The sequence below is a fragment of the Vibrio sp. B172a genome (assembly GCF_030248355.1).
In the GTDB taxonomy this organism is placed as follows: domain Bacteria; phylum Pseudomonadota; class Gammaproteobacteria; order Enterobacterales; family Vibrionaceae; genus Vibrio; species Vibrio owensii.
This window is the reverse complement of sequence record NZ_JAHGAC010000014.1, coordinates 24,741-39,081: the sequence shown is the minus strand read 5'-3', so window position 1 is coordinate 39,081 and position 14,341 is coordinate 24,741. Positions and strand designations below refer to the sequence as shown.

Here is a 14,341-nt window from a genome sequence, read left to right as displayed (position 1 = left end):
GAATTGAAATAGGTGAGTCTTTGTGACAAATTCAATCAATAGAGGATTAAATTTGATGTGATTGGTTATGAGAACAGTTCGGTTTATTCGCGCCATGGGTATTTTAAACATGAATAACCTTGCGTTATCTAAGTATAATTTGAGCTCAGATGAGCTTGGTATACCTGCTTCGGTGTTTCATAACCCAATGGGTTTAATTCCCCTGAGGGCGGTATCCGAATGGTATCGACGTGTTGAAGAGCGAAGCAATGACCCTGATGTGATATTAAATCTTAGCCGAGACATCGAGCTGCAAAAGCTTGGTCCTGTGGGGCGTTGGCTGTTTTCTGGCAATGACTTAGCTAGCACGATTCGAAGAGTCAATTATGGTACGAGTAATCTTCAATCTGGAGCCTTCTTCGCGGGTGAACAATCCGGAAAAATCATTAAATGGACCTATCATAATCCCTTTATTGAAACCTCAGTGAAAGTGCACGACAGCATTCGTTGTGCAATATTCATGATCAAAATCTTACGCGAGTTTTTGGGTGAAGATTATCAACCCTTGCGAGTGATGATTTCTGGCTCTAGGAAAAATGGTCAGCTCTATAAAGAGTACTTTGGCTGTGATGTGGAATGGAGCCAACCCAAGACAGAAATATGGATTAACGGCGATGATCGTCTTGCTTCGCGACAGGTAAATCATCGTGAAGACAACCGTTTAGCGATGAGTTTTTCCGATTTGGATGATTTACTCAATATGCCCGATCCAGAAGATGAGCTGAAAGTGATTTATGAAGTGGTGAATTACAGTAGCCACTATGGACTTCCTACACTTGAACGCGTTTCGACGTTATTGGGTTTATCTGAGCAGCAGTTTCAACGTCGCTTACACAAATTAGGGCTGAACTTTTCAACCGTGTCTGGCTATGTACTGAGTAATGTCGCGGCAGAGTTGTTGAGTAAGCAGAATAGTATTGACGATATTGCACTGCGGCTTGGCTACACCAATGTGGCGAGTTTCAATCGCATGTTCAAAAAGCACCGAGGCTTAACACCGAAACAGTATGCAGCGCGACTAGAAAAATAGTCTGACAAGGCGTGTATTAACAAAAAAGCCCTCTAGGTTGAGGGCTTTGGTTTTTGTGCGTTATTTAGACGCTTATTCTTCGGGACGCCAGCTAAGTGCACTCGCAACGGCACCGATGGCAACCACATCTTTTTGTTTATCGTTAAGCTCTGGCAACATCTGTACGGCAATTGTGCCGTTCGTCTGTACTGCTGCAACTTCTTGTGTGCCTTGCTTGAAGCTGTAACCCAATGGAATGTCTACCGCCATCATGGAGTCAGGGCTCGTGTGTACGGTTTCAACATTGAAATGCGTGTTGCCAACTCGAACGACGCCAGTCTCTTTTTTCTCAAGGCTGATGTCGATAAGTGCAGATTTTGGCTCCATCGCAAACTCACCGACTTTTTTACCATCTTGAGTAATGTCGCAGGTGTATGGATCGTTGCCACCAAAATCAACGCCCATGTAGTTTACTGACATACCGCCGCCTGTGCAGTTTAGGAGCCAAGTTTCACCGCTGTCTATGCGAGTCACTTCTGCACCCATTGCGCCTTCTTTAAAAGAGATGCGATTGAACCAGCTTGAGTTTGAAGCACTGCGTGAATATTTGCCTTTGTACTTGCCAGCAAAATCAAAATGGCCATCCGCACCGAATCCCCAAAAATCGCCGTCGGTTTTCACCAACATTTCTGGTTGCGCTTTTACTGCATCAGTACGATCCATGACAGCAAGACCACCACAACCAACAAGGAATAGGGGAGCGAGTAAAGTAAGTTTCTTCATGTTTTTCATTGTTTATAGCTTGGTTACATCTAAAGTTTTATCGGTGAATTGGATGTTCTGAATGTCGTATAGCTCGTCAGTGCCTGTGCTAGGACACTCAACAGAGACGTTCTTCGCTTTGATTACGATACATTCCGCCAGTTTGTGCGGCACGATGTAGGTGTTGACGCCACCTTCACCATAAATGCTGTTGTCTTTGCTGTTGCCTTCAAACGTATTGTCTTGGTCATTACCGATGACATTGATTGCGTCGTCGCCAACAATCTTCACTTTTGTCAGCCACTGAGATTTGTAGGTGTACGCTTCTACCAAACCGTCTTTGTTTGGTGACATACGGAAGGTAGGCACCGTGCCCGGATTCGTCTTCTCTGTGTAAAGCTTGACGCCTGCAGAATCGATGTTTGCAGTGTATTGCAAATATCCGTGGAATAAGCCGCTAATCCAATCAACCGCTTGTGGATCTTGGGTTTGCATTTCCTCACGCGTTAATGCTTGGTACCCGTCTAAGCCTTGCCCGTTTGCTTTTGCTACGCCCATGTACGCTTCAAAAGCGGCAGCAAAATATTCGTGAGAGTAAGAAGGACCGGTTTGTTTAACGCGCTCTGGATCGAAGTCGTCTGATTCCCAATCTTCCCAATCATCATGTGTAGGACGCCATACCGTTGGCTTGCCAGCTTGGATATCGTCATAGATGCTTAACGCATGAGCTTGAATGTCGTTTTGCAGTGTCGCAGTCGACGCGTTAGGTGCAATGCCTTGCGCTTGGACCAAGTGTAGAATTTCTTCAAAGGCGGCATCACGGTCGGCGTGGTTGCCAAGATTGGCACAGTAATCAGCAAAGTTGCTCATGTAATGGCAATCGCCTTCAACCGTGAGTTCTCGGTACATTAGAGATTGGCTGTTCATGAGCCAGTTTGGCGTGTCTTTGCTGCTCATTAGTGTCGTTATCAAAGACTCCACTAATGTGTCCATGTCGTCTTCGTTAAGTGCCATCATGTCAGCAATAAACTTGTCTAGTGAACTGGTATCAAAAGATTGAGATAAGCCTGAGTCTGTGACGGCATCATTTAGCTTGTCTTGACGAAGTAGCTCACCAATAAAGATCTTAGTTAGCATTTCGTTATTCTGGTCATCGTTTGCTGTCAGCATTAGTGTCGCATCACGGTCGGCTAATGTCTTAGCGATACCAGACTTGTCGGCGCCGTACTTAGAATCCGGTTGGTTTGTGAGTAGGTGTTGGATGATTTTTGCGGCACGAAAGATTTTTTCATTATTCACACCGTCATCAACCGCCACAATGTGAAATGCATCATCGCTGTTTGCTTCAGAAAGGGAGATTTTTACATAGTGGGTGAAGCCAGCATCTGCCGCTACTTTTAACTCGGCTGGAAATTCTGTAGAAACGACAGTAGGGATAATAACGGTGTTCAATGTTGGGGTTGGTGGCGTTGGAGGTGTGGTTGTCGAGGTTTTCGAATTTGAGTCACTACCACCGCAAGCTGTTAGGCTAACCGCACACAACATGGCTAAAGGCGTTAATCGAGCGAATTTCATTTTTGTATTACTCACAGGCTGAGGGTTCGGTGGGAATTTAGGGGGAACAGAAAAATCTGTCTATATGAGCAAGCTGAGTCATAATGATTAGAAATGTTTTGTTGTAAGGTTTTTAATTCGATAAATCCAAAATAATAAAGGATTTATATATTGTCATTGTTGATTTTAATTGCTCAATGCTCTGTGTTTGATTTATAAATTGGTCATTTGCTCTAATTGTCTTATTTTTAGTGTGCTTGGCTTTTATAAATGTATGGTTTGTAAGTGTTTGTAAGCGATCTCTTGTAGGAAAAAGTGTCGTGCATGTGGGTTGTGTCCTACAAAACGAACGATATACTTCTCCTGTTTTATAGATGGAGTGAATGGTTTATGGGTGGCAATAAAATCTTGCTATTAGAGGATGATTCTGAGATTGCTCGACTAACCAAAATGTATCTAGAGGCGGAAGGCTATCTAGTTACAGTGGTCGATAATGGTCTAAACGCGTTAGAGGCGATTAAGGAACTCAAGCCGGAATTAGTGCTGTTAGATTTGATGCTACCCGGCAAAAATGGCGCGGAAATATGCCAAGAGGCGCGAGAGTTCTACCACGGTATCATCATTGTTTTAACCGCAACGGATGATGAGATGAGTGAAGTCAGCTTGTTTAAGTTTGGGGCTGATGATTACCTGACCAAACCGATCAAAGGTAATATTCTGCTCGCTCGCATTGAAGCCGCGTTGCGCCGCTATCGCCGCCAAGTGGATACCGTAGAAGAGACTGAATTGAGTCGATACGGTATTGACCTCTGCACCCGTCGCTCCAAAGCTTACTACTTGGAACAAGACATCGATCTCACAGACTCTGAGTTTGAGATCCTAGAGCTCCTAATGCTCAACGTCGATAAGCCTGTCTCCCGAGAGTCATGCTGCCGTCTCGCCCGAGGTATTGAATATTGCATTACCGATCGTTCCATTGACATGCGAATCTCCTCACTCAGGAAAAAATTTTCCAAGGCTCATATCCATACTGCAACCATAAAAACCGTGCGCAATCGCGGCTATATGCTCACAGGGAAGTAGCGCATGTTTTCCATGTTTACTCGTCTTTACGTGGGGTTGGTGACTGGCCTCGCGTTAACGGTCGCGCTGTTCCTTTTTATGGGCGACGAGTACATGCGTAAAACAGAAGCCGGTATTTTCTTAAGTGACGGCGCTTACTTCGTTGACCAGTATATCGAGCAGCGAGGCTCACCCGATTCACTGTACAAAAAGCTCACCGCCAACGGAAAACAAGATTTTTTTATCTTCGATCTCACATTGTTGAAAAACTGGGATGGCTCACCACCATGCTTGGATTGCGAGTTGCTTTATCGTATGCAAGGGGTACCCGTTTATTTAATCGATGACAGTATCTACGCTGCGGTGTTTCCGCTTCCTAACACGTCAGAGAGTTTGGTCTTTAAAGAAAAGCGTGACTTTTTCAGTCCAGATATCGATTGGGATGAAGATTCCGAGATCATTTTCGTTCTCACTCTGTTACTTACTGTGGTGTGCAGTTTAGGTGTCATGGTTTACATACCTGTACGCCGCCTTGATCGCCAGATCCGACAGCTGACGGCCGCACAACAACAATTTGGATCTGGTGAGTTGAATACGCGAGTCGATCTGAAGCAATTTTCGCAACCTGTGAAAGAACTTGCCCAAGGCTTCAACAACATGTCAGAAGACATAGAAAGGCGAGTACGTCAGACACACATCTTTACCCAAGCTATCCCTCACGAAGTTCGCACTCCGCTCAGCCGAATTCAGTTAGCGACGGATTTAGCAAGGCGCACCAGCGGTGAAATGCAGGCAGAGTTGCATGATGATATTGAACGGTACGTTGATGTCGTGACGGATTTAACGTCCGACATTGTCATGCTGTCTCGTTTGAGCGTCAAAAACCATTCTTTGAACGATTCTGTTGAAACCATTGAACTGCCACTTTGGTGCAAAAGCCGAATGAATTACCGAGGCTTAGAGTTCGCTAAGTTGACGGTAGAAAATGAACTCGCGTATCAATCTATTCACTTGCAACCGACTTTAGGTAACCTTGTCCTCGATAACTTGCTTCAGAACGCAAAACGTTACGGTGAATCTTGCGTTGAGGTGACGATTCGATCGGTTGAGCATTTCTGGATTGTTGATATCGAAGATGATGGCCCGGGCATCCCTGAAGCAATGCGAGAAGAAGTGTTTGTTCCATTTTCGCGTTTAGACAAAAGCCGCAACGCCGACGTGAAAGGCTTTGGTTTAGGGCTTGCCATCGCTACCAGTGCAGCGAGGCAATTAGGTTGGGAACTTTCCGTCGGCGATAGTCACTTAGGCGGGGCACGTTTTACGGTGCTTATTCCTGCCAACGATTAGGATAGGCACTGCGGTAATCTGGCTCAGCGATACCCTCATACAAATCGTCACAAGCTTGCAGTGGGCCTACGACGGTTCGGTAGGGTAAGACACCAGCCCAAACAGGAATGTCCATGTCTTCCGCATCGTCATTGACGCCAAAATTGCTGATTTTCACCGATGCTTCTGTGAGTGGAATACGCAGTAGCATGGTGGCTTTGAGCTCTTTCTCATTACTCAAACGGATTTCTTCGGTTCTCCCCGGAGCGATCTGTTCGATAAAGTGATTCAGTAATCTGTCTTTCTCTTGGTTACAATCCACCATCTCAAACTGACCAAAGACCACGGCGCTACGATAATGCGCGCTATGGTGAAACGCACTTCGAGCCAATACCCAACCATCAAACAAAGTAAAGGTAAGGCACGTTTGCACTCCTTGTTTGAGTGAGCGTAACAATCGACTGTTGTTGGCACCATGGATATACACGTAATCATCGACACGCCATGCCAACATGGGAATAACTACAGGGCCAGACTCGTTGGTTATTGCAACATGAGCGATCAGGCTTTCATCTATGATGGCGTGCAGTTTGTTAACATCAGAGACGGCTTTATGTACGCCTTTCTTAATTTCCGTTCTATTGGTATTGGATAACATTTTCTCTCCTTATTTGCTCACATGGGCGAGCACTTGCTCCTCAATCTCTGATTGCAATGTAGCGTTTAACTGGTAGCTTAAAGAGAGCCAGTTTTAACTAATGGATGGATCCAGTTTGTCTTTGATTGATATCGGTGACCTGCATTTAAAAGAAAGTGATGGAACGCGTCAGCAAGCGTTGTTTTTTGCTATCCGCGAGAAGATTGTTCAAGGGTTGTGGGCAAAGAATGGGAAATTACCGTCTACACGAAAGCTCTCACAAGAGCTTAATCTTAGTCGGAATACCGTGATTTCAGCCTACGAGCAGCTTGTAGCGGAAGGGTACTTGAACAGTCAGAAAGGTTCGGGTTTTTATGTTGCAGTCGAACTGCCAGAGCAGTATCTACCTGAACCTCGTTCAATCAAGACGGACTCTTCACCAAAAACCAATTTTGATATCAACTGCGCATTTGCACCGGGTGTGCCTGATTTGGAAGCGTTTCCGATGGCGCAGTGGCAAAAGTTACTTGCTCGCCATCTCTCCCGCCCCTGCTTGTTGGGGAATCAAGATATTCAGGGCAGTTGGACATTACGCTGTGCTCTAGCTGACTACCTTGCATCAAGCCGCTCTGTGAATTGCTCCCCAGAGCGCATCATTATTACCTCTGGGGCACAGCAAGCGTTGTCGATTGCGACGATGGTTGTTCTCAAGCAAGGTGATAAGGTTCTGATGGAGCAACCGGGTTACGCGCAAATGTGGAAGTTGATTCAATTCCAGCAGTATCAATTTGAGCCTTTATTCGTACGAGAGAAACTAGGTTTTGATGTGGAAGCGGTGACCATAAGCGATGCCGATGCTCTGTATATCACCCCAAGTAATCAATATCCCATGGGCACCACACTCAATACCGAGCAAAGAGGGAAGCTCATCAATTGGGCAGTCGAACAGTCACGCTGGATCATCGAGGACGATTATGACAGCGAATTCCAGTTTGCTCATCGCCCCTATACCAGCTTACAAGGGCTAGCGGCTCAAATGGGTCGAGATGATCGCGTGTTGTATGTGGGTTCTTTCAGTAAAGTGATGTTTAACGGCTTACGGCTTGGTTACCTTGTGGTTCCTGAACGTTTAGTAGAGCAATGTTTGGTGGTTAAAGATGCGTTAAGTGGTGATTCACCTACGCACACACAAGAAGCGTTGGCAGATTTTATTACTGAAGGTGGGTTATTACGTCATATCCGAAAAATGCGCCGACTGTACAAAACTAAGCATGAGCAGATGTGTTTGGCGGTTGAAAAGCACTTTGGCGATAGAGTTGCGGTGATCAGCCAGGCTGCTGGTCTCCATATTACTTTAAAGTGGCAGCAGGGAATTGATGAACATGAATGGACGCAGCGCGCTCAGTCTAAAGGTATTGTGCTGCGTCCGATGAGTTTTTATGAGCATTCAGATTTTAGAACGCGAGATTGGCAAGGCGCTGTACTAGGCTACGGCAATGTCGCGCTGAGTGAGATTGATGCGCTGGTTAAACAGCTTTCTGAGTTGTTTTAGTTGCTGAAGGATCACTTTAACTAACGTTGAATTGATGCTTCACAGGTGCTTGAGATAACAAAAACAAGATGTTCGATTTTCTGCTCTATTTCGTCTGAGGATGGAAGTGGTTTCATGTTGAATACGAATGGCCACAAAAACAGACCATTGAACAGGCTAGAATATGTATTAGAAAGCAAAGCACTATCAATGTGTTGTATTGCATTGGCCTGTTGTGCTTCCTCAAACCATTTCGCTAGGACGTGAGAACGATACAGCTTTGTTATGATTTGTTGAGCCATTTCTGGTTGGCGCAAAAACTCAGCCATCACCACACGAGTAAAGGGAATTCCATAAGTTTTGTAAAGAATTTCCACTTCATTCCGAGTTATGGCTGTCAGTTGTTCAGTCAGGCTCTTATGTGCATCAAACGGATAATGATTTTTTTCATCGACGCTTGATTTGATGATGGCAAGTATCGACTCAAACAATACTTCCTTACTCTTAAAGTGACGATAAAGAGTTCGCTTTGATACCCCTGCAGACGCACATACTCTATCCATATTCGCCTTGGTAAACCCATGTTCAATAAACTCTTCTTTAGCCGCAATAATAATGGCTAAACGCTTTTCTTCTATGAGTGCCATGGTCTCTCTCCTTTATGCATTCCGGCCAATCTAACAAATTGATACAAACAGGTAAACTTTTGAGTTTACCCTGTATTGAATTGGCCTTAAAATAAACTCCAAAGTTTACCTTTTTACAAAGTTGTCACATAACTGTTGGCCGGTAGGTTTATCGGTCACGCTCTTGGAGTGAAGTATCTATGGTCGTAGCAAAAGTTGGCCAAAAAGTTCTTAAATTGAGTGTAACCTCGGCATTGTTGATGTCCGTTATTAACCTTAACGGCTGTGGTAGTGAGGCGAATCCTTCAGTGGTTGTCCCTACTGCTAAGCCTGCACTTACCGAGGTAGTTAGTACCCAGTCAGCAACGGAGCTCAGCTTTAATGGCATCGTGCGTGCTGCAGATAGCGCAGATCTCGCTTTCCGAGTAAGTGGAAAACTGACCAATATTTTCGTTAAGGAAGGAGATGAAGTAAGCAAAGGGCAACTGCTTGCTTCCTTAGATGATAGAGATGCAAAAAACGCATTGGTGTCAGCGCAATTAGAGTTTGAGAATGTGTCTCGTGAGTACGAGCGAGCTCAAGCCGTATTTAAGAAAAGCCAAGCAATTTCAAAGGCTGACCTAGATACCATCACGACACGCTATAACCTTGCTCGTACACGCGTGGAAGATGCGAGACGTCATCTAGAATACACCCAAATCTTTGCTCCTTTTGATGGTGTGGTTGGACGCAAGTTGGTTGACAACTACATTCAAGTCCAAGCAAATGCACCGATCTTGATTGTTCATAATATTAATGATCTTGAGGTGGTCATCCACATTCCACATAAAGTGATGCTCTCTGGCAAAGAGGAGACCAAAGCGATTGCAGAAATCTCTGCCATTCCAGGTCAATCTTTTCCATTAAAGCTGCGTACAGTGGCGACCGTTGCAGACCCTGTATCTCAGACTTATCCAGTTGTGTTGGGCTTCGAACACTTGAACGGTTTCCATGTATTACCGGGAATGGCGGTGAAAGTGTTGCCTGTTTCTTCCTCTGGTAAAGCTCAGAATCAACAAATTACTTTACCGCTGACGTCTATTGTCCCAGATAACCAAGGCAAGCAATTTGTCTGGGTTGTTGGTAATGACAACAAAGCACAGAAGCGTTACGTGGCAATTGGCGCGCTAAGCAAAGATCGCATTATTGTCACGGAACACCTTTCGTTGGGTGAGAAGGTGATCATTGCTGGGGTATCAAGTGTGAGAGAGGGTATGGAAGTTCGCCCTTACACAGATGATCGCGCTGGAGCACAATGATGGACATTGCACGTTATACCATAGCCAAGCGAACCAGTGTTTGGGTGCTGATTGCTTTGATACTGTTAGGTGGTTACATCAGTTACCTTAAACTAGGCCGTTTTGAGGACCCTGAGTTTGTTATTCGTCAGGCGGTGATTGCAACCCCATACTCTGGTGCGACGGCACAGGAAGTCTCTGATGAAGTGACCGATGTTATCGAAGGGGCTGTTCAGGCTTTGCAAGAAGTCAAAGAAGTGAAATCCGTCTCGATGCAAGGAATGTCAGAGGTCACGGTCGAGATCAAGTTGGAGTTTGCAGGCAGCGCCGCTGAGCTACAACAAGTATGGGATAAACTTCGCCGTAAAGTGACAGATGCACAGCGCCAGCTTCCACCGGGAGCAGGTCTATCAATTGTGAATGATGACTTTGCGGATGTGTATGCCTTGTTCTTTGCCGTTACTGGTGAAGGGTTCAGCGATAAGCAATTGCAAGATTATGTCGATAGTTTACGCCGTGAAATCGTACTTGTTCCGGGTGTTGCAAAAACAGCGACTCTGGCACAGCAGCAAGAAACCATCTTCGTGGAAATCTCAAGTGAGCGCTTAGCCGAATTTGGTGTATCAGTTGAGAAAGTGTTTCAGGTTCTGCAAAAGCAAAACTTAGTCACAGTAGCTGGCAGCATCGAAACCAATGCGATGCGCATTCCTGTGATCCCAAGTTCCAATATTGACTCAGTTGCTGACCTGAAAAACCTGCAGGTAGGGCTGGGTAACAACAATACTGTACTTCGTTTAGGCGACATTGCAGACATCACTCGCGGTTACCAAACGCCAGCAACCATGTTGATGCGTTTCAATGGTGAGCGAGCTGTGGGCTTTGGTATCTCCAACGTATCCGGCGGTAACGTGGTGGATATGGGAGACGCAGTTAAAGCACGTTTGGCTGAGTTGGAAAGTCAGCGTCCATTGGGGATGGAGCTGAATGTGATTTCGATGCAGTCAGACTCGGTGCGCGCATCGGTGGCGAACTTTATCGACAACTTGATCGCCGCGGTTGGTATTGTATTCGTCGTGCTTTTGCTGTTTATGGGGGTACGCTCGGGCGTCATTATCGGCTTTGTTCTTCTACTAACCGTCGCAGGCACGTTGTGCATCATGCTCATTGAAGATATTGCAATGCAGCGTATCTCTCTTGGGGCGTTGATCATTGCCTTGGGGATGCTGGTGGATAATGCGATTGTAGTGACCGACGGTATCTTGGTTCGTTTTCAACAAGATCCAGACGCCGATCGCAATGCTGTAGTGTCTGAAGTTGTCAATGCAACCAAGTGGCCGTTGTTAGGAGGAACCGTCGTTGGTATTTGTGCATTCAGTGCGATTGGTTTATCGCCTTCAGACATGGGGGAATACGCAGGTTCTCTGTTTTGGGTGATCCTATACTCAATGCTCCTTAGTTGGGTATTCGCAGTCACAGTAACACCAATGCTGTGTCACGATTTCCTCAAAGTAAAAGCGGCAAATGCAGATAAGAAGCCTAGTCGCGTCGTGGCAAGCTACAAGTCACTGCTCGCATGGGTATTGAAATACCGCATCATCAGTTGTGCACTGTTGCTGGGAATGATGACAGCAGCGATTTGGGGCGTGAAGTTTGTACCTCCGGGCTTTATGCCGGAATCTCAACGCCCGCAATTTGTTGTGGATGTTTACTTGCCGCAAGGCTCTGATATCAAACGTACTGAAGCTGTGGTCGCGAGTATTGAGCAAGATGTGAAAGCCAAAGAGGGAATTACCAACATCACCAGTTTTATTGGTGGTGGCGGCTTACGTTTCATGCTGACCTACGCGCCAGAAGCTCGTAACCCAAGTTACGGTCAACTGCTGATTGATATTGACGATTACACAAAGATCGCCCCGTTACTGGGTGAGCTACAAAGTGAGTTAGAAGCCAAATACCCAGATGCGTCCATCAAAGTGTGGAAGTTCATGCTTGGTCGCGGAGGTGGTAAGAAGATAGAAGCCGGTTTCAAAGGGCCTGATAGTGCGGTGTTGCGTCAACTGGCAGAGCAAGCGAAAGCTATTATGCTGGCGGACAGCAACTTGATAGCGGTTCAGGATGATTGGCGCCAACAAGTTCCTGTGCTTCGCCCGGCATATTCTGCCGAAGAAGCGCAAAGATACGGGCTGACAACGATGGAAATTAATCAGGCTATCGCGCAAACCCTAACAGGCCGAAACGTGGGCGTGTATCGAGAGGGAGATGATTTGATCCCAATCGTTGTCCGTGCGCCAGAAAGTGAGCGCAGCCACCAACGTGCGATTGAAAATACGGAAGTTTTCAGCCCAACGGTCGGTGCTTATATTCCAGTAAGTCAACTAGTTAACTCTGTGGATGTGGTGTACCAAGATGCCATTTTGCGTCGAATTGACCGCATGCCGACGATTCTGGTGCAAGCGGATCCAGCTCCGGGTGTATTAACAGCGGATGCATTCAAGCAAGTACGCTCTCAAATTGAAGCCATCGAGTTGCCTGCGGGGTACGAGTTGAAATGGTATGGGGAATATAAAGCGTCGAAAGATGCCAACGAAGGGCTGGTAATCTCAGCGCCATATGGGTTTGCCGCGATGATTCTTTCGGTGATTTTTATGTTCAACGCACTGCGTCAGCCATTGGTGATTTGGCTAACGGCACCGCTCGCGGTTGTCGGTGTCACCGTGGGGCTTATCATCTTCCAAACACCGTTTGAGTTTATGGCCATTCTCGGTTTCTTAAGCTTGATTGGTATGATGGTGAAAAACGCGATTGTATTGGTGGACCAAGCGGATGTTGAAATTCGTGAAGGTAAAACACCGTATACCGCGATTATTGATGCAGCACTAAGCCGTGCCCGTCCGGTTCTACTGGGCGCATTTACGACTATTTTGGGTGTAGCTCCGTTGCTGATTGACCCATTCTTTAAGAGCATGGCGGTGACCATTATGTTCGGTCTATTGTTTGCCACGATTCTTACTTTGGTTGTCATCCCGCTGTTTTACGCCATTTTCTTCCGCGTAAAAATAGAGACGGCATAAACTATCGTTAAAACTTAAGAAGGAGCCATTTGGCTCCTTCTTTTTTTGGGGACTTGTTTTACTTATTCAGTCACCCGTCTAGTGTGCTTTTTTCGCCATTGCTTCCAAGGTAAAGAGAGCACGGCAAAAATAGTAACGGCGTAGAGCATAGACCAACCTAAGCAAATGAATACTGCGGTGCACAACACAAGAGAAACTCCCGCGAGGATCTTTCCCCAACCTTGCAACAACTTATAAGCGGCAAGCATGGCGAGTAGGTAAACCAGAACAAAAATACCATTCGCAAGTTTAAGGAAGAACTCCAAATCCAATCCGGATAGCGAGCCAATAACACAAGAAGCAAGCAATATAGCACCGACGATTAACGTGGCATTTGCTGGCACACCTCGAACTGACACTCTCGCGATAGCGCTGGTTGGTTTGTGTTCTCTTGCTTGCGCCCACACCATTCGAGCCAGACTTTGAGTGTAGAGGTTCACACTCGCAAAACATGCAGAGAAGCCGATAACACTGATTAGCCACCTGGCATGATCACCAAATAGATGGGCACTTAGCCAAGGAATCGATGCACTGTCGAACTCTGCACTGCCGTAAGCACCAAATTTTAGTATCACAACAGAACATGCCCAATAGGTCGCGCCTGCGACAAAACAGCCAACGATAATCGCAATTGGGAAGTCTCGTTGTGGGTTCTTAAACTCTTCGCCCATATGAGCAAAAGCTTCTATTCCAACAAAACACCAGAACATCACGCCCAAAGCTGCTGCAATCGACCACGTTGAATCCATCGTAATTGCAGGCATGGTTAAATCGACAGAACCAACATCGCCTTTCCACAGAAATGCACCGACCAAAGCAAAAATACTCAGTGCGATAATGGTTTGTAAGCGACCTGATGATTTGGTGCCGAGCAAGTTGACCACCATTAACAGAGCGACCGTGAGAATTTGAGCGAAAAGGTGATTACTAATGGATTCTGGTAACAGTTGTTGTAAAAAGCCTGCAGCAAGTGCGACAGCGGCAGGCACACCAACAGGAATGACGCTAACAAACAACCACGCCACGCTGCTCTCTAGCTTACTGTTGAAGGCTTTGCGGACGAAAAACGCTGTGCCGCCAGCACTTGGGTAGCGTTTGCCTAACTGAGCAAAGGTAAGCGCGATAGGGCAAATAGCGATGAATAAGATAATCCAAGCCCAAAGCGAGAAGTGACCAGCAATGCCAGCGGCAATCGCTGGGATCATAAATAGACCTGTGCCCATTAAGGTTGTTGAGAGCTGACCGATTCCGGATATCAGCGTAATGTCTTTTTTGAGTTGTTCCATAACGACCTCTGAACGTCTAGGTAATGCAGGCCATAAGCATATCTAAATTCTGCACAGCAAAATGATGTTGTCGACCGTCAAAATGACGGTTGTTTTGCCGATAAACCGCAAATTGTCGGTTT

Annotated in this window: 11 protein-coding genes; 6 read left to right on the top strand and 5 right to left on the bottom strand. The window is 46.0% G+C overall.

Annotation, left to right across the window (positions count from 1 at the left end):
* The first annotated feature begins 67 nt into the window (after positions 1-67).
* Positions 68-1,069 (top strand): AraC family transcriptional regulator, encoded by a 1,002-nt coding sequence (locus KIT90_RS14930; protein ID WP_285377316.1) that lies wholly within the window; start codon positions 68-70, stop codon positions 1,067-1,069.
* A 72-nt stretch (positions 1,070-1,141) separates the two neighbouring features.
* On the opposite strand, the gene KIT90_RS14925 is transcribed toward KIT90_RS14930, so the two are convergent.
* Together KIT90_RS14925 and KIT90_RS14920 are read right to left on the bottom strand one after the other, a co-directional pair.
* A complete protein-coding gene (locus tag KIT90_RS14925) occupies positions 1,142-1,831 on the bottom strand; it encodes a hypothetical protein (RefSeq protein WP_038893570.1) in 690 nt (229 codons plus the stop codon).
* Between the two features lie 12 nt (positions 1,832-1,843).
* Entirely contained in the window at positions 1,844-3,385 is a 1,542-nt protein-coding gene (locus KIT90_RS14920; RefSeq protein ID WP_285377315.1) for a hypothetical protein, read from the bottom strand.
* 369 nt (positions 3,386-3,754) lie between these two features.
* Here KIT90_RS14920 and KIT90_RS14915 point away from each other — a divergent pair, with 369 nt between their 5' ends.
* Positions 3,755-4,447, top strand: a complete 693-nt coding sequence (locus KIT90_RS14915; protein ID WP_285377314.1) for a response regulator transcription factor — start codon at positions 3,755-3,757, stop codon at positions 4,445-4,447.
* A 3-nt stretch (positions 4,448-4,450) separates the two neighbouring features.
* A complete protein-coding gene (locus KIT90_RS14910; RefSeq protein ID WP_285377313.1) occupies positions 4,451-5,773 on the top strand; it encodes an ATP-binding protein in 1,323 nt (440 codons plus the stop codon).
* Here KIT90_RS14910 and KIT90_RS14905 read toward each other — a convergent pair.
* Positions 5,754-6,410, bottom strand: coding sequence for a pyridoxamine 5'-phosphate oxidase family protein (locus tag KIT90_RS14905; protein WP_285377312.1), 657 nt, complete (start codon positions 6,408-6,410; stop codon positions 5,754-5,756). The genes KIT90_RS14910 and KIT90_RS14905 overlap by 20 nt on opposite strands.
* A 100-nt stretch (positions 6,411-6,510) precedes the next feature.
* Between KIT90_RS14905 and KIT90_RS14900 the strand changes: the two genes are divergently transcribed.
* Positions 6,511-7,941 carry a PLP-dependent aminotransferase family protein gene (locus KIT90_RS14900; protein ID WP_285377311.1) on the top strand — a complete coding sequence of 477 codons (1,431 nt, stop codon included), beginning with the start codon at positions 6,511-6,513 and terminating at the stop codon, positions 7,939-7,941.
* Between the two features lie 20 nt (positions 7,942-7,961).
* Here the strand turns inward: KIT90_RS14900 and KIT90_RS14895 are convergent, their stop codons facing one another.
* Entirely contained in the window at positions 7,962-8,567 is a 606-nt protein-coding gene (locus tag KIT90_RS14895) for a TetR/AcrR family transcriptional regulator (RefSeq protein WP_285377310.1), read from the bottom strand.
* A 179-nt stretch (positions 8,568-8,746) separates the two neighbouring features.
* On the opposite strand from KIT90_RS14895, the gene KIT90_RS14890 reads away from it, so the two are divergent.
* Positions 8,747-9,844 carry an efflux RND transporter periplasmic adaptor subunit gene (locus tag KIT90_RS14890; RefSeq protein ID WP_285377309.1) on the top strand — a complete coding sequence of 366 codons (1,098 nt, stop codon included), beginning with the start codon at positions 8,747-8,749 and terminating at the stop codon, positions 9,842-9,844.
* Positions 9,844-12,894, top strand: coding sequence for an efflux RND transporter permease subunit (locus tag KIT90_RS14885; protein WP_285377458.1), 3,051 nt, complete (start codon positions 9,844-9,846; stop codon positions 12,892-12,894). The genes KIT90_RS14890 and KIT90_RS14885 overlap by 1 nt, the downstream gene beginning before the upstream one ends.
* A gap of 62 nt (positions 12,895-12,956) precedes the next feature.
* Here KIT90_RS14885 and yjeH read toward each other — a convergent pair whose 3' ends face one another.
* Positions 12,957-14,219 (bottom strand): L-methionine/branched-chain amino acid transporter, encoded by a 1,263-nt coding sequence (gene yjeH / locus KIT90_RS14880; RefSeq protein WP_285377308.1) that lies wholly within the window; start codon positions 14,217-14,219, stop codon positions 12,957-12,959.
* Positions 14,220-14,341 lie beyond the last annotated feature (122 nt).

Bases quoted from the DNA above. Each gene is read 5' to 3' on its own strand.
- KIT90_RS14910 (WP_285377313.1), top strand. From the start codon at position 4,451: ATGTTTTCCATGTTTACTCGTCTTTACGTGGGGTTGGTGACTGGCCTC.
- KIT90_RS14915 (WP_285377314.1), top strand. From the start codon at position 3,755: ATGGGTGGCAATAAAATCTTGCTATTAGAGGATGATTCTGAGATTGCT.
- KIT90_RS14885 (WP_285377458.1), top strand. From the start codon at position 9,844: ATGGACATTGCACGTTATACCATAGCCAAGCGAACCAGTGTTTGGGTG.
- yjeH (WP_285377308.1), bottom strand. From the start codon at position 14,219: ATGGAACAACTCAAAAAAGACATTACGCTGATATCCGGAATCGGTCAG.
- KIT90_RS14925 (WP_038893570.1), bottom strand. From the start codon at position 1,831: ATGAAGAAACTTACTTTACTCGCTCCCCTATTCCTTGTTGGTTGTGGT.
- KIT90_RS14895 (WP_285377310.1), bottom strand. From the start codon at position 8,567: ATGGCACTCATAGAAGAAAAGCGTTTAGCCATTATTATTGCGGCTAAA.
- KIT90_RS14920 (WP_285377315.1), bottom strand. From the start codon at position 3,385: ATGAAATTCGCTCGATTAACGCCTTTAGCCATGTTGTGTGCGGTTAGC.
- KIT90_RS14890 (WP_285377309.1), top strand. From the start codon at position 8,747: ATGGTCGTAGCAAAAGTTGGCCAAAAAGTTCTTAAATTGAGTGTAACC.
- KIT90_RS14900 (WP_285377311.1), top strand. From the start codon at position 6,511: ATGGATGGATCCAGTTTGTCTTTGATTGATATCGGTGACCTGCATTTA.
- KIT90_RS14930 (WP_285377316.1), top strand. From the start codon at position 68: ATGAGAACAGTTCGGTTTATTCGCGCCATGGGTATTTTAAACATGAAT.
- KIT90_RS14905 (WP_285377312.1), bottom strand. From the start codon at position 6,410: ATGTTATCCAATACCAATAGAACGGAAATTAAGAAAGGCGTACATAAA.